At 66.7% G+C, this 19,932-nt stretch carries 22 protein-coding genes; 17 read left to right on the forward strand and 5 right to left on the reverse strand.

The genetic code is table 11. The features are described from left to right. Positions 1 to 66 precede the first annotated feature (66 nt). The 5 genes from phnF to CLU85_RS20930 are packed head-to-tail and all read left to right on the forward strand — an operon-like array spanning position 67 to position 3,838. Positions 67 to 849: a phosphonate metabolism transcriptional regulator PhnF gene (phnF, locus tag CLU85_RS20910; protein WP_100411964.1), complete on the forward strand. Its 783-nt coding sequence runs from the start codon at positions 67 to 69 to the stop codon at positions 847 to 849. After that, positions 836 to 1,564 (forward strand): DUF1045 domain-containing protein, encoded by a 729-nt coding sequence (locus CLU85_RS20915; protein ID WP_100411965.1) that lies wholly within the window; start codon positions 836 to 838, stop codon positions 1,562 to 1,564. The genes phnF and CLU85_RS20915 overlap by 14 nt, the downstream gene beginning before the upstream one ends. After that, on the forward strand, positions 1,561 to 2,157 hold the full coding sequence (gene phnN / locus CLU85_RS20920; RefSeq protein ID WP_100411966.1) for a phosphonate metabolism protein/1,5-bisphosphokinase (PRPP-forming) PhnN: 597 nt from the start codon (positions 1,561 to 1,563) through the stop codon (positions 2,155 to 2,157). Before CLU85_RS20915 ends, phnN begins: the two co-directional genes overlap by 4 nt. Before the next feature lie 19 nt (positions 2,158 to 2,176). After that, the gene (gene arsC, locus CLU85_RS20925) at positions 2,177 to 2,599 is read left to right on the forward strand and encodes an arsenate reductase (glutaredoxin) (protein WP_100411967.1); all 423 of its coding nucleotides are present in this window, start codon (positions 2,177 to 2,179) and stop codon (positions 2,597 to 2,599) included. Positions 2,600 to 2,638: 39 nt separating this feature from the next. After that, complete coding sequence (locus CLU85_RS20930; RefSeq protein WP_100411968.1) at positions 2,639 to 3,838, forward strand: MFS transporter; 1,200 nt, start codon at positions 2,639 to 2,641, stop codon at positions 3,836 to 3,838. Here CLU85_RS20930 and CLU85_RS20935 read toward each other — a convergent pair whose 3' ends face one another. Then, positions 3,839 to 4,513, reverse strand: coding sequence for a DNA-3-methyladenine glycosylase I (locus tag CLU85_RS20935; protein WP_100412680.1), 675 nt, complete (start codon positions 4,511 to 4,513; stop codon positions 3,839 to 3,841). It abuts the gene before it with no gap. 82 nt (positions 4,514 to 4,595) lie between these two features. On the opposite strand from CLU85_RS20935, the gene CLU85_RS20940 reads away from it, so the two are divergent. From CLU85_RS20940 to CLU85_RS20950, 3 genes are read left to right on the forward strand one after another with little or no spacing between them, the layout of a single operon-like run. Then, on the forward strand, positions 4,596 to 5,750 hold the full coding sequence (locus tag CLU85_RS20940) for an aminopeptidase (protein WP_100411969.1): 1,155 nt from the start codon (positions 4,596 to 4,598) through the stop codon (positions 5,748 to 5,750). A gap of 13 nt (positions 5,751 to 5,763) precedes the next feature. Continuing rightward, the gene (locus CLU85_RS20945) at positions 5,764 to 6,171 is read left to right on the forward strand and encodes a polyhydroxyalkanoic acid system family protein (RefSeq protein WP_100411970.1); all 408 of its coding nucleotides are present in this window, start codon (positions 5,764 to 5,766) and stop codon (positions 6,169 to 6,171) included. A 17-nt stretch (positions 6,172 to 6,188) separates the two neighbouring features. Further along, the gene (locus tag CLU85_RS20950; protein ID WP_100411971.1) at positions 6,189 to 6,893 is read left to right on the forward strand and encodes a nitroreductase; all 705 of its coding nucleotides are present in this window, start codon (positions 6,189 to 6,191) and stop codon (positions 6,891 to 6,893) included. A gap of 39 nt (positions 6,894 to 6,932) precedes the next feature. Here CLU85_RS20950 and CLU85_RS20955 read toward each other — a convergent pair whose 3' ends face one another. Continuing rightward, positions 6,933 to 7,841: a LysR substrate-binding domain-containing protein gene (locus CLU85_RS20955; protein ID WP_100411972.1), complete on the reverse strand. Its 909-nt coding sequence runs from the start codon at positions 7,839 to 7,841 to the stop codon at positions 6,933 to 6,935. Between the two features lie 133 nt (positions 7,842 to 7,974). Beyond that, positions 7,975 to 9,060, reverse strand: coding sequence for an ornithine cyclodeaminase (locus CLU85_RS20960; RefSeq protein ID WP_100411973.1), 1,086 nt, complete (start codon positions 9,058 to 9,060; stop codon positions 7,975 to 7,977). A 131-nt stretch (positions 9,061 to 9,191) separates the two neighbouring features. On the opposite strand from CLU85_RS20960, the gene CLU85_RS20965 reads away from it, so the two are divergent. From CLU85_RS20965 to CLU85_RS20990, 6 genes are all read left to right on the forward strand, one after another. Then, on the forward strand, positions 9,192 to 9,611 hold the full coding sequence (locus tag CLU85_RS20965; protein WP_100411974.1) for an Lrp/AsnC family transcriptional regulator: 420 nt from the start codon (positions 9,192 to 9,194) through the stop codon (positions 9,609 to 9,611). 457 nt (positions 9,612 to 10,068) lie between these two features. Then, a complete protein-coding gene (locus CLU85_RS20970) occupies positions 10,069 to 11,214 on the forward strand; it encodes a branched-chain amino acid ABC transporter substrate-binding protein (RefSeq protein ID WP_100411975.1) in 1,146 nt (381 codons plus the stop codon). A 37-nt stretch (positions 11,215 to 11,251) separates the two neighbouring features. Next, complete coding sequence (locus tag CLU85_RS20975) at positions 11,252 to 12,250, forward strand: tripartite tricarboxylate transporter substrate binding protein (RefSeq protein WP_232727888.1); 999 nt, start codon at positions 11,252 to 11,254, stop codon at positions 12,248 to 12,250. Further along, the gene (locus CLU85_RS20980) at positions 12,247 to 13,425 is read left to right on the forward strand and encodes a M20 aminoacylase family protein (protein WP_100411977.1); all 1,179 of its coding nucleotides are present in this window, start codon (positions 12,247 to 12,249) and stop codon (positions 13,423 to 13,425) included. The genes CLU85_RS20975 and CLU85_RS20980 overlap by 4 nt, the downstream gene beginning before the upstream one ends. 18 nt (positions 13,426 to 13,443) lie before the next feature. After that, positions 13,444 to 14,850, forward strand: a complete 1,407-nt coding sequence (locus CLU85_RS20985; RefSeq protein WP_100411978.1) for an amidase family protein — start codon at positions 13,444 to 13,446, stop codon at positions 14,848 to 14,850. 70 nt (positions 14,851 to 14,920) lie between these two features. Next, positions 14,921 to 15,868, forward strand: coding sequence for a hydroxymethylglutaryl-CoA lyase (locus CLU85_RS20990; RefSeq protein ID WP_100412681.1), 948 nt, complete (start codon positions 14,921 to 14,923; stop codon positions 15,866 to 15,868). A gap of 65 nt (positions 15,869 to 15,933) precedes the next feature. Here the strand turns inward: CLU85_RS20990 and CLU85_RS20995 are convergent, their stop codons facing one another. Further along, positions 15,934 to 16,188: an acyl-CoA-binding protein gene (locus CLU85_RS20995; protein ID WP_100411979.1), complete on the reverse strand. Its 255-nt coding sequence runs from the start codon at positions 16,186 to 16,188 to the stop codon at positions 15,934 to 15,936. 163 nt (positions 16,189 to 16,351) lie between these two features. Between CLU85_RS20995 and CLU85_RS21000 the strand changes: the two genes are divergently transcribed. Continuing rightward, entirely contained in the window at positions 16,352 to 17,986 is a 1,635-nt protein-coding gene (locus CLU85_RS21000; protein WP_100411980.1) for a wax ester/triacylglycerol synthase family O-acyltransferase, read from the forward strand. 19 nt (positions 17,987 to 18,005) lie between these two features. Beyond that, positions 18,006 to 18,578 carry a DUF922 domain-containing Zn-dependent protease gene (locus CLU85_RS21005; RefSeq protein WP_232727889.1) on the forward strand — a complete coding sequence of 191 codons (573 nt, stop codon included), beginning with the start codon at positions 18,006 to 18,008 and terminating at the stop codon, positions 18,576 to 18,578. A 16-nt stretch (positions 18,579 to 18,594) separates the two neighbouring features. Here CLU85_RS21005 and CLU85_RS21010 read toward each other — a convergent pair whose 3' ends face one another. Next, complete coding sequence (locus tag CLU85_RS21010) at positions 18,595 to 19,452, reverse strand: LysR family transcriptional regulator (RefSeq protein ID WP_100411982.1); 858 nt, start codon at positions 19,450 to 19,452, stop codon at positions 18,595 to 18,597. A gap of 84 nt (positions 19,453 to 19,536) precedes the next feature. On the opposite strand from CLU85_RS21010, the gene CLU85_RS21015 reads away from it, so the two are divergent. Next, positions 19,537 to 19,917 (forward strand): tautomerase family protein, encoded by a 381-nt coding sequence (locus CLU85_RS21015; protein WP_100411983.1) that lies wholly within the window; start codon positions 19,537 to 19,539, stop codon positions 19,915 to 19,917. Positions 19,918 to 19,932: the final 15 nt, after the last annotated feature.

Genomic DNA, 19,932 nt, shown 5'->3' on the forward strand with positions numbered 1-19,932 from the left:
ACCCTGAAAGTTGTATAGACAAATTGAACAACTGGCGCCAGCTTAAAGAGCGCGCATGTAGGTTTCATGACAGCCAGCACCCCCCCCCTCTCCAGCGCTCTGGAGATCCCTGCCCCACCGCCACTGCGCCCCGCACGCGACAGTTTCTGGACCCGCATCGCCGCCGAACTGGCTGACGCGATCGGCAACGGCATCTACCCCCCGGGCCAGCGCCTGCCCTCGGAACACGCGCTGGCAGAGCAGTTCGGTGTGAACCGCCACACCATCCGCCGCTCGCTGGCCAGTCTGTGCAGCCAGGGGCTGGTGCGCATCACCCAAGGCAGCGGCACCTATGTGGAAGACTTTGCGGTGGACCTGGTACTGGGAAAACGTACGCGCCACCAGCAGGGGCTGGCGCAGGCCGGGCTGCGCGGCAGATTGGTGGTACTGCAGGCACAGACGGTGCGGGCCACCGTTGCCCTGGCCAAGGCCTTGCAGGTGCCTGCGCGCAGCCCGCTGCTGGCCCTGCGTGTGATGGGCGACGCCGAAGGCCAACCCCTGCACCTGAGCGAACGCTACTTTCCCCTGCACCGCTTCGAAGGTCTGGCGGCTGTGGTGCGTGAGACCGGCTCCATCACCGCCGGGTTTTCCGCCCACGGCGTGGCCGACTACACGCGGCGCGAAAGCCGCATCACGGCCGAGTTACCCAGCGCAGAGGTGGCAGCACAGTTGCGCCAACCTGCCACACGCCCAGTGCTGCTGGTAGAGAGCCTGAATGTCGACCTCGCGGGCACCCCTATTGAATGGGCCCGAGCCTGGTTTGCGGGCGACCGCGTGAAACTGACCATAGACCACGATGAACCACACTGAAGCCACCACCGCCCACCATCGCTATGCGGTGTATTTCGCGCCCAGCCCCGGTAGCCTGGGTTGGCTGGCGGGCAGCCATTGGCTGGGCCGCTGCGCCGCCCTGCTGCAACCCTTGCAGCAACTGACGATTGAAGGGGTGACCGCCGAAGACCTGCATCGGCTGACCGCCGCACCCCGCCGCTATGGCTGGCATGCCACGCTCAAGGCACCGTTTGCACTGGCGCCAGGTACCGACTGGATCACGCTGCACCAGGCCGTGCAGGCCGTGGCCCACAAGCTGCAGCCTTTTGTGCTGCCACCGCTGCATGTGGAGCGCATCGACAACTTTCTGGCGCTGGTCCCCGCCCCCTCGCACCCTGCCAATGCAGCCGTCCACGAAGCCGCTGCGGCCTGCATCACGCAGTTGCAGTCACTGGCCGCTCCTTTGGGGGATGCCGAACTGGCCCGCAGGCGGTCCGCAGGACTGACGCCCCGGCAGGACGCGCTGCTGCAGCGCTGGGGCTATCCATTTGTGCTGGAGGAGTTCCGGTTCCACCTGTCCATCACGGGCGACCTGCGGCAGGTGGACAGCCAAACCCAGGCCCTGGTGCTGGATGCCGCGCAGGAGTTTTTCGCAGACCTGCCCACGCTGAAGTTCAACAGTCTGGCGCTCTTCGCCGAGCCCACGCCCGGAGCGGACTTCGTGCTGCTCGACCATCTGGAGATGGGCGCATGACAGCCCGGCTGATTTACTTCATGGGCCCCTCTGGCGCAGGCAAGGACAGCCTGCTGGACTGGTTGCGCCCGCAGCTTCTGGGCCCCGTGCACTGGGCACAGCGCACCATCAGCCGCCCGGCAGTGCCCGCAGGTGAGGACCACGAGAGCGTATTGCCCGAGGCGTTTGCGGCGCTGCGCCGCGACCAGGCCTTTGCCCTGCACTGGGAGGCCAATGGACTGGGCTACGGCATCCGGCACACGCAGCTCGCGCCGCTGGCCTGTGGCCAGTGGGTGCTGCTCAACGGCTCGCGGGCCTACCTCCCCGAGGCATTGGCGCGGTTCCCCGATCTGGTGACCGTGCACATCACCGCCAGCCCATCGGTGCTGCGCGAGCGGCTTCTGTCGCGCGGCCGGGAGACCCCCGACCAGGTGGAGGCCCGTGTGCAGCGCGCGCTGGCGTATTCACCGCCCCCAGGCGCCGCCAGCCTGGAAGTGCACAACAACAGCACATTGAGCGACGCGGGCCAGCAGCTGCTCCATGCGCTGGGCCAGCTGCCGGATGGGCCCGTGCACACTGGCAAACTTTCGCGTATGCACCCAGCCCTTTTGTAAGCCATTCATCGCACCCACCATGACTGCCATCACCCTCTATCACAATCCCCAATGCGGCACGTCACGCAACACGCTGGCCATGATCCGCAACAGCGGCGTGGAGCCCGAGGTCATCGAGTACCTCAAGACTCCGCCCGACCGCGCCACGCTGGTGGCCCTGATTGCCGCTACCGGCGAGCCGGTGATCAACGCCGTGCGCACGAAGGAAGCGGTCTTCACCGAATTGCAGCTGAACGCGCCGGGCGTGACCGATGCCCAGCTCATCGAGGCCATGCTGCTGCACCCCATCCTCATCAACCGGCCCATCGTCGTGACGCCGCTGGGCACGCGGCTGTGCCGCCCGTCGGAAAGGGTGCTGGACATCCTGCCCGCGCCCCAACAAGGCGCCATCACCAAAGAAGACGGTGAAGCGGTGATCAATGCCCAGGGCCAGCGTGTCTGACCCCACGGTACGCGCGCAGGCCGCCATGCCCTGCAGGGCATGACCACCGCCTCACAACGCTGGACCGTGGCGCGCCTGGGCACGGCCCAGACCCTGGCCTGGGCCTCGTCCTACTACCTGCCCGCCATGCTGGCCGCGCCCATGGCCCGCGACCTGGGCGTGGCCGCTCCCACGGTGTTCGCCGCGTTTTCGCTGGCGCTCATCGTGTCGGCCCTGATGGGGCCACTGGCAGGCCGGGCCATCGACCGCCATGGCGGTCGCCCTGTGCTGGTGGGCACCAACCTGCTGTTTGCCGCCGCGCTGGCTGGCATGGCGATGGCGCAAGGCCCCGTGGGCCTGTTTGCCGCCTGGGTGCTGATGGGCGTGGCCATGGGGTCGGGCCTGTACGAGGCCGCGTTTGCCACGCTGGTGCGCCTGTATGGGCAAGGCGCACGTGGCGCCATCACCGGTATCACGCTGATTGCGGGTTTTGCCAGCACCGTGGGCTGGCCGCTGTCGGCCTGGATGGAAGTGCAATGGGGCTGGCGCGGCGCGTGTGCGGGCTGGGCCGTACTGCACCTGCTGGTGGGGGCGCCGCTCAACGGCTGGCTGCCCCGCATCGCGGGTGAAGAGATTGCCCCGGCCACGCCAGAAGGCGCATCCATACCCCACACCGCCCCGCCTGCTGCACAGGCATCGCCCGCCCCAGATCAAGCCTTGCGAACCACCGTGCTGCTGTCTTTCGTTTTTGCCGTCACATGGTTCACCAGCACGGCCATGGCGGCCCACTTGCCTCGGCTGCTGCAAGCCAGTGGCACGTCACTGCAGGCCGCTGTGGCCATGGCAGCGCTGGTGGGCCCGGCCCAGGTGGCGGCGCGGCTGCTGGAGTTTGGCTTTCTGCGCCGCCTGCACCCGCTGCTGTCGGCACAGTTGGCTGCGGCCGCACATCCGGTCGGCGCGGCCCTGCTGATGGTGGTGGGCGGGCCCGCAGCGGCAGTGTTCACCCTGCTGCACGGCGCGGGCAACGGCATCCTGACCATTGCCAAGGGCACGCTGCCGCTGGTGCTGTTCGGGCCGACAGGCTACGGCGCGCGCCAGGGGCTCATGATGGTGCCCGCCCGGGTGGCACAGGCCTTTGCGCCGGTGCTGTTTGGCATGCTGCTCGATGGTGTGGGCGCTGCCGCCCTATGGGCCACCACGCTGCTGGGCCTGGCTGCGCTGGGTGCTTTGTGGATGTTGCGGCCGGTAGCGCAGCGCTGATCAGCCGCGCGGCACCACAAATGTTGCACGTGCCTGCAACGCCTGTGTACGCGAGTGACAACCCTCCAGGTGGTCATTCACCAGCCCCATGGCCTGCATGAAGGCGTACACCGTGGTGGGTCCCACAAAGCTCCAGCCGCGTTTTTTCAAATCCTTGGATAAGGCGATGGACGCGGGCGATGTGGACAGGTTGCGAGCGACCTCGCGCGTGAGGCGCTCGGGCCGGTCGGCGGCAGCGGGCTCGTAGCGCCACACGTAATGCGCCAGGGATCCGAACTCGCGCCGAAGCTCCAGCACGCGGCGGGCGTTGTTGATGGTGGACTCAATCTTCCCCCGGTGGCGCACGATGGCGGCGTCCAGCACCAGACGCTCGACATCGGCGGGTCCGAAGGCGGCGACCTGCTCAGCATCGAAGTTCGCAAACGCGGCGCGAAAGCCCTCGCGCTTGTTCAAGATGGTGAGCCAGCTCAGACCCGACTGGAAGCCCTCCAGACAGATCTTCTCAAACAGCCGCCGGTCATCCGCCACCGGAAAGCCCCACTCCTGGTCGTGGTAGTGACGATAAAACGGGGTGGCCTGGCACCAGGCGCAGCGCGGGCACCCGGCGTCGTCGGCCACCAAGCCATCCGGCAAATCAGGCTGGTCACGCGGTGGGGGGATAGGTTCATCAGTCATGCGCTGCATTCTAGAAACTGCACCGGCCACGCTCCTGACACCCCTTCGCACGGCCCGCGCGATCTGCCCATAAACTGCCCGCATGCGCCATCTTCTCCCCCGTCTGCGAGCCTTGTCTCCCGTGCTGATCAGCCTTGCCCTGGCGGGCTGCGCCAGCACCACCGGCCCCACCAGCGCTTTCGGCTACTACTGGCAGTCGGTGCGGGGCCACATGCAGCTGATGCACGCGGCCGAGCCCATTGACCGCTGGATCGCTCGCACCGACATCCCCCCTGCCTTGCGCGAGCGCCTGCAACTGGCGCAGCGCGTCCGCGCCTTTGCCGTGGCCGAGCTGGGCCTGCCCGACAACGCCAGCTACCGCCGCTATGCCGACCTCAAGCGCCCCGCCGCCGTGTGGAACGTGGTGGCTGCGCCGCCCTATGCGCTGACGCTGCACACCTGGTGTTTCCCGGTCACGGGCTGCATTGGCTATCGCGGCTACTTCACCGAGGCTGCGGCACAGACCGAGGCGGCCGAGCTGGCGGCGCAGGGCCTGGAGGTGGAGGTGTACGGCGTGCCCGCGTACTCCACGCTGGGCTACATGAACTGGGCGGGGGGTGACCCACTGCTCTCCACCTTCATCGCCTGGCCCGAGGGCGACTTTGTGCGCCTGCTGTTCCACGAGCTGGCGCACCAGGTGGTCTATGCCAAGAACGACACCTTGTTCAACGAGTCGTTTGCCACAGCGGTGGAGCGCATCGGCGTGGCGCAGTGGCTGGCCACGCAGTCCACGCCCGCCGCACGCGAGGCCTACGCCACCGGCGAGGCCCGGCGCAGTGCCTTCCGCGCGTTGACGCGGGCCACACGCGCCCGGTTGGCAGCTATTTATGAACAAAAAGAGGCTCCAGCGCTTGATGGTAAATCGCTAGCAGCTATGAAAAATGAAGCAATGCGTGCCTTCCGCACCGACTACGCTGCCCTGCGCGCGCGCTGGCTGGACACATCCAGCGGTGGCGCGCCCCAAGCCACAACGGCCCAGGTGGCAGGCTACGACCGCTGGGTGGCCCAGGCCAACAACGCCAGCTTTGCCGCCCAGGCCGCCTACGACGAACTGGTGCCCGCGTTCGAAGCCCTCTTCGAGCGCGAGGGCCGCAACTGGCCCCGGTTTTATGATGCCGTACGACAACTGACGCAGCAGCCCCAGCCACAACGCCACGAGGCCTTGCGCGCCCTGCGGCCTTCCCAGACAACGCCCTAAGGAGACACCACCCATGCCAGACATCCACATCCACCGCGACCACCACCTCGGTTTCAAGGAGGCGCGCAAGGTCGCCTTCTCGTGGGCCGAAAAGGCCGAAGAAAAATTCGACATGGAATGCACCTACGAAGAAGGCGACAAAGAAGACCTGCTCACCTTCACCCGCTCGGGCGTCAAGGGGACGCTGCTGGTGGATGCACACCAGTTCGAGATGAAGGCGCAGTTGGGCTTTCTGTTCGGTGCATTCAAGGACCGCATCGAAGCCGAGATTGCCGAACAACTGGATGCCCTGCTCAATGCACCGCACCCCGGCGCGAAGAAGCCCGCTGCCGACAAAAAGAAACATGCTGCAGAGGCGGGGGCAGACAAACCGGCGACCAAGGCGACGGCCAAACCTGTCGCCAAAGCCAAGAAGGCATAGCCGCCAGGGCCGTCACCATGACATCCACCACCACAGACACTCCCGCCCACAGTCCGGCATTCGACACGCTCTCTGCACTGCTCCACACCCGTTACAGCTGCCGCGCCTTTCTGCCCGATCCGCTGCCGCGCACCACCATCGAAGCCATCCTGGCCACCGCACAGCGCACGGCATCGTGGTGCAACGCGCAGCCCTGGCGGCTCACCATTGCCAGCGGCGCCACGCTGGAGCGCCTGCGCAGCGCACTGCAGGCACACATGGCCACTGCGGCCCCCAGCCCCGACCTGCCCTGGCCCCGCGAATACCGGGGCGTGTACCAGGAGCGGCGGCGCGAATGTGGCTGGGGCCTGTACGAAGCCCTGGGCATTGCCAAGGGCGACCGCGAGGCCTCGATGCGCCAAGCGGCACAGAACTTCACGATGTTCGGCGCGCCGCATGTGGCCATCGTCACCAGCGATGAGGCACTGGGCACCTATGGCGCGGCGGATTGCGGCGCGTATGTGGGCAACTTCATGCTGGCCGCGCACAGCCTGGGCGTGGGCTCCATCGCCCAGGCCGCGCTGGCGTCGTACCCCAGCGTGCTGCGCGAGGTGCTGGGCATTGGCGAAGACCGCAGCATCGTCTGCGGCATCTCGTTCGGCATGGCAGACCCCGAGCATCCGGCCAATCACTTTCGCACCACGCGCGCGCTGGCCAGCGACAGCGTGGAGTGGAAGGACTGAGTCTTTTTGCTTTGACCACCACCACAGGGGTGCCCGAGGTCAGCGGGACGGCTGGCCCTTGCAAACGTCCTCCAGGCACTGGGCCATGTATTCCGTGGCCGGCATGAGCGGAACGTCGGGCCGCGTGAGCAGCTTGAGCGTGAGCGTGCCCACCTGCAACGCCGATGGAGGCACGGCCACCATGCCCCGGCACTCAGGCAGGCGCAGCAGGGGTGCGGGGATGATGCCCGCCACGTCGCTGTGGCGCATCACGGCCAGCGCGGTCAGTGTCTCGGCATAGACGATCTGCTGCGGCGGGGCGACGCCAGCGCGTTCAAAAATGGCGCGCAGGTGTGCGCTCTTGAGGCCATCGCGCGGGCCGGTCAGCACCCATTCGAGCTGCGCCAACGCAGCCGGTGTGGGGTTGATCAGCACAGGGTGGCCAGCGCGCACGGCAATCGATTGCTCCAGCTCCAGGATCGACCGGTCGTTGAACTCGCCCACAGGCAGATCGCCCGTTTCGGCCACCACGGCCAGGTCGAGCGTGCCCTCCCTAAGGCGGGGCACTACACGGGACATCAGCCCTTCGGCCAGCTCTACCGACACCTTGGGGTAGCGCTGGCGAAACCAGCTGAACACCTGGCCGAGGTGGGTCAGCGTGATGTAGGGCGTGAGCGCCACGCGGATCTGGCCCTGTTGCTCGTCGGCCGCGTGGCTCAGTTCTTCGTCGGCCAGGTCGAGTTGGCGCGTGACCAGCCGGGCCCGGGCCAGCAGGCGCTGCCCGGCGTCGGTCAGCACCACGCCGCGCGGGCTGCGGCGGATCAGGGCCACGCCCGCGTCTTCCTCCAGCTGGCGCAGTGACTTGGTCAACGCCGCCTGCGACAGGTGCAGATGGCGTGACGCCGCGCGGATGCCGCCGTGCTCCACAACACCCACCAGGGCGCGCAACTGGTGCAGGCGCAAAGTCATGGCTGGTGGGGGCCGTCAGCCCGGGGGGGTGTACGCATGGCGTGAGTTTACGGCGACGCTGCAAGCGCTCCGCCGCACAGCCAAGGCGCAGCGAACCGGGTGCGTTCGGTGCGTCCAGCGCACCAATGCTGCGTCATGCCAGCGCGTGCGCGGGCTGTGCGCCAGCCGGCTGAGCCACTGGCTTTTGCTGCAGCACCGCAAACAGGTCCTTGGGGTCGTCCAGCACAGGGATCAGCGCCATGCGCTCGCCAACTCCCAGGGCCAGGGCGGTGTCGCGCATGAAACGCAGAGCCGAAAAGTCCTCCAGCGCAAACCCGACCGAATCGAACACTGTGACCTGGGTGCCGGCCGTACGGCCCGGTTGCTGGCCAGCGAGCACTTGCCACAGCTCTGTCACCCCAAAGTCGGCGGGCAGCTGCTGGATGTCGCCCTCGATGCGGGTTTGCGGCGCGTACTCCACAAACACCGTGCCTTGGCGCAGCACCTCGGCATGCAGCTCGGTCTTGCCGGGGCAGTCGCCACCCACGGCATTGATGTGCATGCCAGGCTCGATCATCTCGGGCGTGAGGATGGTGGCATTGGTTTTGTCGGCCGTGACCGTGGTCACGATATCGGCGCCACGCACGGCCTCGGCCACACTCGTGCACACCCGGGCAGACAACCCCGTGCCGCGCAGGTTGGCCACCAGCTTGGCGGTGGCGGCGGGGTCGGTGTCGAACAAGCGCACCTCGGTGATGCCCATCAGGTGGTGGAACGCCAGCGCCTGGAACTCGCTTTGTGCCCCATTGCCGATCAGCGCCATGGTGCTGCTGTCGGGCCGGGCCAGCGCGCGCGCCGCCACCGCAGACATGGCGGCCGTACGCAGCGCCGTGGTGAGGGTGAGTTCACTCAGCAGCAGCGGCGTACCGGTGGCCACGTCGGCCAGCACGCCAAACGCCATCACGGTGGACAAGCCCTGGCGCGTGTTGCCAGGGTGACCGTTGACGTATTTGAACGAGTAGGTCACGTCGTCGGCAATGGGCATCAGCTCGATGACACCCTGGCGCGAATGGTTGGCCACACGCGCGGATTTATCAAAGTCGCCCCAGCGCAGAAAGTCAGCGCGAATGTTGTCGGCAATGCCGCGAAGGCAAGCCTCCAGTCCCGTACGGCGAACCAGCTCGACCACTTCGGGGGCGCTAAGGTACAGGGTGTCGGTGTGGCGTGATGGTGGTGTCATGGGAGTCTCCGTTTAGTCAAAAAGCGATGCATGCAGTTTCTTGCAGGTGCATGGCAATGTGAATCGGCAGTTCTGTAGCGCCATGCGTGTTCTTTTGCCAAAATGACAGCAATCACCACCATTTTGAAAATATGGATGAACTCGACAACACCCTGATCGGCCTGCTGCGCACCGATGCCCGCATGAACATCGCCGACCTAGCGCACAAGCTGGGGGTGTCGCGCGGCACAGTCACCAACCGCATTCGCAAGCTGGAGGACACCCAGGTCATCTTGGGCTACACCGTCAAACTGCGCCCCGACGCCGAGCCCGACCGCATCCGCGCCTGGATGGGCGTGTTGGTGGAAGGCAACCAGACCCGCCAGGTGATTGCAAGCCTGCTGGGCGAACCCGGCGTATCGGCCTTGCACGACACCAATGGCCGCTGGGACCTGCTGGCCGAGCTGGAGGCCCGCTCCATGAACGAGCTGTCGCAGGTGCTGGAGCGCATCCGCCTGATTTCGGGCATCCGCAGCACCGAGACCAACATCCACCTGACCACTTACCGCTAAGAGCCTGCTTACGATCTCCCAGGGGTCGCGCAGCGGTCTTTGCGGGATGGGGTGCAAGGCGCGCGGTGCGCAGTGGATAGCCCCGCTATCCACAAGCGCCGCAACGCCGCAGACCGCCCGCAAAGACCCCTGCCCGAAGGGTTGGAGCGAAATCGGGTGATTGGACGCCCCAGCTGCTTGCATGGGCATGAGCCCATGCGGCGCATCCGAAGCATCCACTCATCCCGATTGCGCGCCAACGCGATCCCCTGCGAGATCGTAAACAGGCTCTAAGGATCCGGCGACACCAACAGTCCGCCCGGGATGAACCGAGGAACAAGACACAAGTGAAAACCAATGGTTGTCATGCGCATAAATGACAGCCTTACCGGGGCAGCACCTGCCGCCTAGCATGGCCTTCGGGATGAACAACTCCACGCCGCAGAAGCGTTGATGCCATCCCACCACAGGAGACAACATGCCCCGCCGCCAACGATCCATCGCCACCTGCCTGCTGCTGAGCAGCGCAGCCATCGCCCCCTTCACCGCCCTCGCACAAACACCCCTGACCGTGCGCATCGGCCAGGTGGGCCCCACGTCCGGCCCGGCCGCCCACCTGGGGGCCGACAACGTCAATGGCACACGCCTGGCCATTGATGATCTGAACGCTGCGAATGTGCTGATCGGCGGGCGCAAGGCCCGCTTCGAGCTGATTGCCGAAGACGACGCGGCCGACCCCAAGCAGGGCACCCAGGCCGCGCAAAAGCTGTGCGACCAGCAGGTCAACGGCGTGGTGGGGCACCTCACCTCGGGCTCCACCATGCCCGCGTCCAAGGTCTACAACCAATGCGGCATCCCGCACGTCAGCCCCGTCGCCACCAACCCGCGCCTGACGCAGCAGGGCTTCAAGACCAGCTTTCGCCTGCTGGCCAACGACAACGCCATGGGCGATGCGCTGGCCCGCTACGCCCACAGCACGCTCAAGCTGACCAAGGTGGCGGTGGTCGATGACCGCTCTGCCTACGGCCAGGGTGTGGCCACCGTGTTCAAGAAAACCGCCCAGTCGCTGGGCCTGGCGGTGGTGGACGAGCAGTTCACCCACGACAAGGCCGCCGACTTTTCGGCCATCCTCACGGCCATCAAGGCCAAGGGTGCGCAGGCCATCTTCTACGGCGGCCTGGACACCCAGGCCGGCCCGATGCTGCGCCAGATGGGCACACTGGGCATGGGCAAGGTCCACCTGTTTGGTGGCGACGGCATCTGCACCGTGCGCCTGCCCGAGCTGGCCGGTGGCGCGGCCAACGTCACCGCCGTCACCTGTGGCGAAGGCGGCTCCTCCATCGAGAAAATGCCTGGCGGCCTAGCGTGGAAGGCCCGCTACGACGCGCGTTTTCCGGGCCAGTACCAGGGCAACGCACCGTACGGCTACGACGCTATGATGGTGCTGGCCGAGGCCATGAAAAAAGCCGGATCGGCCGACCCCAAGGTGTATGGCGCCGAACTGTTTCGCATCGACATGCCCGGCGTGACCGCGCGCATTGCCTTTGACGCCACCGGCGAACTCGCCAACCCTGCCCTCACGCTGTTCCAGTTCAAGGACGGCAAGAAGCAAGCCCTCAATTGATCTTGATGTGCCACACCTGACGATGAAAGCCACTTCCATGAAAAAAACCCTCGCCCCTTTGTCTGCGGCACTGTCCATCGCACTGGGGAGCCTGATCTTGAGCGGCGCCGCCCTGGCCCAAAGCTTCCCCTCCAAACCCATCATGCTGATGGTGCCCTACCCCGCAGGGGGCCAATCCGATGTGATCGCCCGGCTGGTGAACACCGCGCTGGCCAAGCAACTGGGCCAGCCCGTCATCGTGGACAACCTGGGCGGTGCCGGGGGCGCCATCGCTGCCCAGAAGGTGCTGAGCGCACCGGCCGACGGCTACTACATCTTCCAAGGGTCGCCCAATGAACTGATCCTCACGCCGCTGGCCAATGCCGCCGTGAAGTTCAAGACGGAGGATTTCCGCGCTGTGCAGATGGTGGCGCTCGCCCCGATTGCCATCACCGCCCGCAAGGACCTGCCGGCCTCCAACGCGGACGAACTGGTGGCCCTGGCCGCCAAGTCCGCCGCCGAAGGCAAGCCGCTGAACTTTGCCAGCGTGGGCAACGGCACCTTCTACCACCTGCTGGGCGAACAATTGGCCCGCCGCGCCAACACCACCATGCAGCACATTCCCTACAAAGGTGGTGCCAACGTGCTGCAAGATCTGCTGGGCGGGCAGATCGATATCTTCCTCACGCCGTATGGCGCACCGCATGTGGCCATGGACAAGCAAGGCAAGATCAAGTTCATTGCCACCCTGTCGCCCACCCGCGACACCCTGTTGCCCCACGTGCCGTCCGTGGACGAAGGCAAGGCGCTCAAGGGCTTCAACTACGACATCTGGACCGGCTACTTTGTGCGCAAGGACACGCCCGAGCCCGTGGTGCAGGCCCTGCAAAAGGCGCTGGCCGAAACCCTGCAGGACCCTGCTGTGCGCGCCGCGCTGGAGGCGCAAGGCCAAGTGGTGCCCAAGGCCCAGAGCCTGGCCGAGGCCGCCAAGGCCTACAGCGACGGCGCAACGACCTACCGTGCCATTGCCAAGAGCATCAACCTGCAACCGCAATGAGCCCGCGCACCGACCTGCTGAAAGCGCTGGCATCACAGGCCCCCGAGTTCGTGGCCTTGCGCCGGGACATTCATCGCCACCCAGAACTGGGGCTGCAGGAACACCGTACCTCGGATCTGGTCGCACAGCGCCTGGCAGACTGGGGCTACACCGTGCACCGGGGCCTGGCGGGCACCGGCGTGGTGGGCCAGCTGCGCAAGGGCACGGGCACCAAGCGCCTGGGCCTCAGGGCCGACATGGACGCCCTGCCACTGCAAGAGGCCAACACCTTCGCCCACGCCAGCTGCCATGCGGGCGTGATGCATGCCTGCGGCCATGACGGGCACACCGCGATGCTGCTGGCAGCAGCCCGCCACATCGCCACGGAGGTCGATTTCTCCGGCACGCTGAACCTGATCTTCCAGCCGGCCGAGGAACACCCCGGCGGCGCACGCATCATGATCGACGAGGGGCTGTTTGACCGCTTCCCTTGCGATGCGATCTTTGCGGCGCACAACATGCCGGGCCATCCCGCCGGCCAGCTGGTGTTCCGTGAAGGCGCCGCCATGGCGTCGAGCGACGATGTGACCATCACCCTGCAGGGCACGGGTGGTCATGGCGCCATGCCCCACAAGGCCACCGACTGCGTGGTGGCAGCCTCGGCCATCGTGATGGCACTGCAAACCGTGGTGTCCCGCAACGTCGATCCGCGCCAGACCGCCGTGGTCACGGTGGGCTCGTTCATCGCGGGCCAGGCCAACAACGTGATCCCGGATTCGGCACGGCTCGAACTGAGTGTGCGGGCGCTCGACCGTGAGGTGCGCGACCTGCTGGAGCGGCGCATCCGCGCGCTGGTCACGGCCCAGGCCGAGAGCTTTGGGGTGAAGGCCAACATCCGCTACCACCGCGACTACCCCGTGCTGGTCAACACCGCTGCCGAAACTGCGTTGGCACGCCAGGTCGGCCTGGAGCTGCTGGGCGCCGAGCGCGTCACGTTGCAGGGCGAGGCGCTGACCGGCAGCGAGGACTTCGCCGTGATGCTCGACCACTGCCCCGGCAGCTACCTGCAAATTGGCAACGGCGCGGGCGAGGGCTCGTGCATGGTGCACAACCCCGGCTACGACTTCAACGACGCGATCTTGCCCATCGGCGCGGCTTACTGGGCGCTGCTGGTGCAGCGCTTTCTGACCCCCTGAACCCCGAGGATTTTTGTCATGACCCAAGAACTCTGGCGCTTGGACGCCACCGAGCTGGCCGCTGCCATTGCCCAACGCACAGCCAGCGCCACGGAAGCCACCCACAGCGTGCTGGACCGCATCGGCCAGACCAACCCGCGCATCAACGCCTTGCCCGATGTGATGCGCACACAGGCCCTGGCCGCGGCCGAGGCCGCAGACCGTGCCCAAGCTGCAGGCCAGGCCTTGGGCCCACTGCACGGGGTGCCGGTCACCATCAAGGTCAACATCGACACGGCCGGCACAGCAAACACCGATGGCATCGCGGCGATGAAGGACAACATCACCCCCGAAGATTCGCCCCTGGTCGCACACCTGCGCAACGCGGGCGCCATCATCGTGGGGCGCAGCAATACCCCCGCCTTCTCGCTGCGCTGGTTTACCGACAACGATGTACACGGCCGCACGCTCAACCCCTTTGACGAGCGCTTTACGCCGGGCGGCTCCAGCGGCGGCGCAGCGGCTGCCGTGGCCTGCGGCATGGGCCCCATTGCCCACGGCAACGACTACGGCGGCTCGGTGCGTTACCCCGCCTGGGCCTGCGGCGTGGTGGGGCTGCGCACCACGGCGGGCCGCATCGGCTCGTACAAGCCCAGTTCACCCAGCCGAGGGATCACCACCCAGCTCATGTCGGTGCAAGGGCCGCTCACCCGCAGCATTGCCGACGCGCGGCTGGCACTGGAGGTGATGGCACAGCCCACCCCGCTGGACCCGTACTGGGTGCCCGCGCCCCTGGACTACGCCGAGGCCCCGAAGCCCTTGCGCGTGGCCTTGTTCAAGCGCCACCCCAGCTACACAGCCGACCCCAGCGTGGTGGCCGCGCTGGAACAGGCCGCGCAATGGCTGGTCGATGCGGGCTGCGAGGTTGAGGAAGTCGAGCCACCGCACTTTGAAGAAGGCGCGCAGCTATGGCGCGACCTGGTCTACAACGATCTGCGCCGTGGCGGCATTGCCGCAGTCCACGCCATGGGCGATGCCTCGGTGCGCAAGAATCTGGACTTCTGCATGCAGGGCACCCCCGACCTGAGCCGTGACGATTTTCTGGCGGGCCTGATGCGCCGCCAGGACATCAGCCGCAGCTGGTCCGTGTTTCTGGAACAGTACCCGGTGCTGCTCATGCCCAACTCATGGGAGCGCCAGCTCCCCGTGGACGACGACACGCACTCTGCCGCCCGCATGCAGCAGATCCTCGCCGCCCAGAGCCCGCTGCTGGGCACCGCCATGCTGGGCTTGCCGGGCCTGTCGGTACCTACTGGTCTGAGCCAAGGCTTGCCCGTGGGCGTGCAGCTGGTGGCCAACCGCTACCGTGAAGACCGCCTGCTCCGGGCGGGGGCACTGATTGAAGCGCGGGCGCAGTTCAACGCGCTGGAACACCTGCCGTTCTAGAAGGGAGCCCATGGAGGGGACGGCCCACAACACCGGGGTACCATACCTCGCAGCCGTCCCCTGCCCCGCCATGCCCAGCCCATCCACCACCAACCACCCCACAGCCCCCGACGTTCTCATCAGCGAAGTGGGGCCGCGCGATGGCCTGCAGTCCGTCAAAGCCACCATGCCCACGGCCGACAAGCTGCGCTGGATCGACGCCCTGGTGGCGGCCGGCCTGCGTGAGATCGAAGTCGGCTCGTTCGTGCCGGCGCGCCTGTTGCCGCAGATGGCCGATGTGGCCGAGGTGGTCCGCCACGCGCTCACCCACCCTGGCATCACCGTGATGGCGCTGGCGCCCAACCTGCGCGGCGCCGAAGCGGCCCTCGCTGCAGGTGTGCACAAGGTCACGCTGCCGGTGTCGGCCAGCGCCGCCCATTCGCTGGCCAATGTGCGCAAGACGCGGGAGGCCATGGTCGAAGAAGTGCGCGCCGTGGCCCGGCTGCGTGACGCACAAGCCCCCGGCGTGCTGGTGGAGGTGGGGTTGTCCACCGCCTTTGGCTGCACGCTGCAAGGCGAGGTGCCCGAGGACGATGTGATCTGGCTCGCTCGCCTGTGCGCCGAGGCGGGCGCTGACGAGGTGGGGCTGTCAGACACCACCGGCATGGCCAACCCGGCGCAGGTGCGCCGCCTGTTCACACGCCTGCGCGCCGAGCTGGGTGCCAAAGCGGGTGCGGCCCACATGCACAACACCCGCGGCCTGGGCCTGGCCAATTGCCTGGCGGCCTACGACGTGGGGGTACGCACCTTTGATGCGTCGCTGGGCGGCCTGGGGGGTTGCCCTTATGCGCCGGGCGCGTCGGGCAACGTGGTGACCGAAGACCTGGTGTTCATGTTCGAGGCCATGGGCATCACCACGGGGGTAGACCTGAAGCGCCTGATGGCCGCACGTGCGCCGCTGCAGGCGGGTCTGCCAGGCGAGCCGATCTATGGCATGACGCCGGAAGCGGGATTGCCCAAAGGATGGGTTCCGGGCTAGGCACCTCACGTGCGAAAGAGAAAAAGGCGACCCAGGTCGCCTTTTTCTTTGGGGGAAGCGTCGTATCAGCTCAGCGAAGCAATCAAATCCACGTACAGCTGCTTGGCCTCGTCGGCGCCCGTACCCTTGAGCTTTTCCCAGGCGTCCCACTTGGCGCGACCCACCATGTCGGAGAAGCTGGGCTTCTTCTCGGCGTTGTCGCCCGCAGTGGCCTGCTTGTAAAGCGCGTAGATCTTGAGCAGCGTGGCGTTGTCGGGACGCTCACTGAGATTCTTGGAATTGGCCACAGCGGCTTCGAAGGTGGCGGTCAGATCGGCCATGTCGGTTGCTCCTTGAATGAGAATCGAAAGAAAAAGATGGGGGAGGGAAAGAACGGTGTTGGCAAGGGGTTGCTGCGTTGTATCTTACGGGCTGCGCGCCACCCCAAGCGGTGCGATCCATAGAGGCAAGCCCCCAAAAACAAACACAACAGGTGTACATCTGATGGTGACCCGCATTCCAGCCCCCAGCGCCGCTGTCTCCGAAAGCGCTACCCCTGCCTTGCGCAAGGTCCGCACCCAGGCCCCCGATGTGGCGCGCCGTGCAGCACAGGCCCTGCCGCCCGCAGCCCGCAAAGCAGCCACCGTGGTGCAGAAGAACGTGCGCCGCGCCGCCACCGGCATGCTGGGCCTCTCGGGCGAGCGCATGAGCAAGGTCGATACGGCCTGGCTGCGCATGGACTCGCACAGCAACCTGATGATGATCAACGGGGTCTGGACCCTGTCGCCAGGCGTCACCTGGGAAGTGCTGAGCGAGCGCGTGCAGCAGCGCCTGCTGCAGTACCCGCGTTTTCACCAACGTGTGGTGGAAGACGCGGCAGGTGCCACCTGGGTCGAAGACCGCGACTTCGACATCGCCGCGCATGTGCTGCGCGAGAAGCTACCGCACCACCCTGGCCGCAGCATGCAGCGCGCGTTGCAGGACCGCGTGGGCGAACTTGCCATGCAGCCACTGGATGGACGCCGCCCCTTGTGGCAGATGCACCTGATCGAAGACTTCGTGGGCGACGACGGCCAGCCGGGCAGCGCGCTCATCGTACGCATCCACCACTGCATTGCCGATGGCATTGCACTGATCTCGGTGACCATGTCGCTGGTGGACGGTGGCTCGGAGCCGCCCAAACGCAAACCGCGCGCAGACAAGGACACCGCCACGGGCGAAGACTGGATTGCCGACGCGCTCATCAAGCCCTTTACGGACATGACCGTGAAGGCGCTCGACCTGGCCGGCGACGGCGCCGCAAAATCATTCAAGATGCTGGGCGACCCCGAGAAAACCATGCACCACGGACTGGCGGGCACGATGGACATGGCCCGCGTAGCGTACCAATTGGTGAGCGATGCAGCGGCGCTCGCACTGATGCCTGACGATTCCCCCACGCGTCTGAAAGGCCAGCCCGGCAGCGCCAAGCGCGTGGCCTGGTGCCCACCCATACCGCTGGAAGAGGTCAAAGCCATCGGCAAGGCCCTCAACTGCTCGATCAACGATGTGCTGCTGTCCTGCGTGGCGGGTGCCATCGGCGGCTACCTGCGCAACCAGGGCGACGACCCTACGGGCCAGGAAATTCGCGCCATGATCCCGGTCAACCTGCGCCCCATGGAGGAGGCCTGGAAGCTGGGCAACCGCTTTGGACTGGTGCCGCTGGTGCTGCCGATTGGTGTGGCCAACCCCGTAGAGCGCGTGTACGAGGTGCGCAAGCGCATGAACGCGCTCAAGGGCAGCACCCAGCCCATCCTGGCGTTTGCCATGCTGGCCGTGGCGGGCCTGATGATCAAGCCCGCGCAGGACGCGCTGCTCAACCTCTTTGGCCGCAAGACCACGGCAGTCATGACCAACGTGCCCGGCCCCAAGGAGCAGCTCACGCTGTGCGGCTCACGCGTCACGCAGTGCATGTTCTGGGTGCCGCAGTCGGGCGACATTGGCCTGGGGGTCTCCATCCTCAGCTATGGCGGCGGCGTGCAGTTTGGCGTGATCACCGACACCACGCTGTGCCCTGAGCCCCAGCAGATCATCGACGCCTTTGCGCCCGAGTTCGACCAGCTGTCGCTGCTCACGCTGATGCTGCCCTGGGGCAAGTGAACGACGAGGGGCCACGGTGGTGAATGCGCGCGCGACGAGCCTTGGCGGGGTGCTGGCAGTCCTGGTCTGCGGGGGTTCCGCCCAGGCCTCCGTCACGCAAGAACACACCCTGCGGCCCTACCCCGTGCGCGCCCAGCCTGGCGAGACCTTGCGGCAGGCACTGAATGCTGCCACCCCCATCACGGTCAATGCTCAGCGCTTTCATGGCCACACCCGCTGGGATGTGCGCTGGACCTTTCGCTGGTGGCGTGAGGCCTCGGGCCGCTGCACCCTCACCGAGGTCACCACCCGACTGCGCACCGAGGTTCAATTGCCCGAACTGCGCAGCGCCACCCCCGCCCAGCAAGCGGTGTTCGACCGGTACCTGCCCGCGTTGTCCCGCCACGAACAAGGCCATGTCCAGTTCGGTCGTGACGCGGCGCTGGCGATTGACCAGGGCATTGCTGCGCTGCCCGTAGCGCCAGACTGCGCAACACTGGAGCGCGAAGCCAACGCGCTGGGCCAGCGCCAGCTGCGCGACCATGCCGAGCGCGAGAAGCAGTATGACCGCGACACCCGTCATGGCGCGTCGCAGGGCGTCAGGCTCGAGTGAATCCGCCGCGGTGGCACTAGCCCCGCACCGCGCTGCGGAAGGCCGCCGACAGAGCCACGAGCGCATCGTGTGGCCGGCCGTCCTTGGCACGCGCGTGCAGCAGCACAGGCAGGCGCGGCAGCGCTGGCAGACCCAGGCGCACACCCACATTCACCGCCCCCAGCGGAAGCATGCGCGGCGCCAGCGCCGCCACGCCCAGCCCGGCCATCACGGCTGCCGCCACGGCAGCAACGCCTCCACCCACAAACACCTCGGCCCAGGCGATGCCCGCAGCGTCCAGCGCCTGCGCTGCCATCGCCCGCACACCACAGGGCTCTGCCAGCGTGGCCAGGGGCAAGGGATCGCCCGCGCGGTGCTGCCAGCCGGGGCCAGCGAACCAGCCGAAGGGTTCCTCGGCCAGCAACTCGCCATCACCGCGGCCCACGTGCATGCGGGCCAGCACGGCATCCAGCTCACGCCGGTCGTAGCTTTGCAGCAGGTCGCCCGATGAGCCGATGCGGATTTCGATGAGCAACTGCGGGTCCTGCGCGTTCATGCGGGCGATCAGCGCAGGCAGCTCTGGCCCCGCCACATGGTCACTGATGCCGATCGTCAACCGCTGGCGGGCATGGGCGAAGGTGGCGAGTGCGCGGTCGTGCACGGCCAGAAGCTCGCGGGCGTGCTCCAGAAAGGCCGCGCCCCTGGCCGACAGCTGTACGTGGCGCGGCGTGCGCTCGATGAGCCTGCAGCCCAGCCGGTCCTCCAGCCGCTTGAGCTTCAGGCTCATCGCGGCCTGCACCGAGCCCATGGCTTCGGCGGCCCGCGTGAAGCTGCCCAGCTCGGCAATGCGGACAAAAGCCTCGACAGCATCCAGATCCAGAGATCGCTCAATCATTTGAATTTGATATTTCTGAAATAGGTACCCATAGGATATTCATATGGATAGCATTTCGCCAGCATCTTGTGAAAGGACCCTGCAATGCCACTCGTTCATATCGCCCTGCGCGCCGGAAAACCCGAGGCCTACCGGCAAGCGATCTTCGACACGCTGTACCGCGCCATGCGCGAGACCTTCAACGTGCCCGAGGACGATCAGTTCATGACCGTCACCGAGCACGAGGCCGCGAACTTCCGCTACAGCCCGTCGTACCTGGGCGTGGCCCGCAGCGACGACGTGGTGTTCATCCAGATCACCGCCAACAACACGCGCAGCCTGGAGCAGAAAAAGGCGCTGTTCCAGCGCATTGCGCAGCTGCTGGGCGAGAGCCCAGGCCTGCGGCCGGAGGATGTGTTCGTCAACATCGTCGAAGTGGCCAAGGAGAACTGGTCCTTCGGTCACGGCCTGGCGCAGTACGCGTGAGACAAGGCGCAGCGC

This window comes from Acidovorax sp. 69 (assembly GCF_002797445.1).
Taxonomy (GTDB): Bacteria; Pseudomonadota; Gammaproteobacteria; order Burkholderiales; family Burkholderiaceae_C; genus Acidovorax.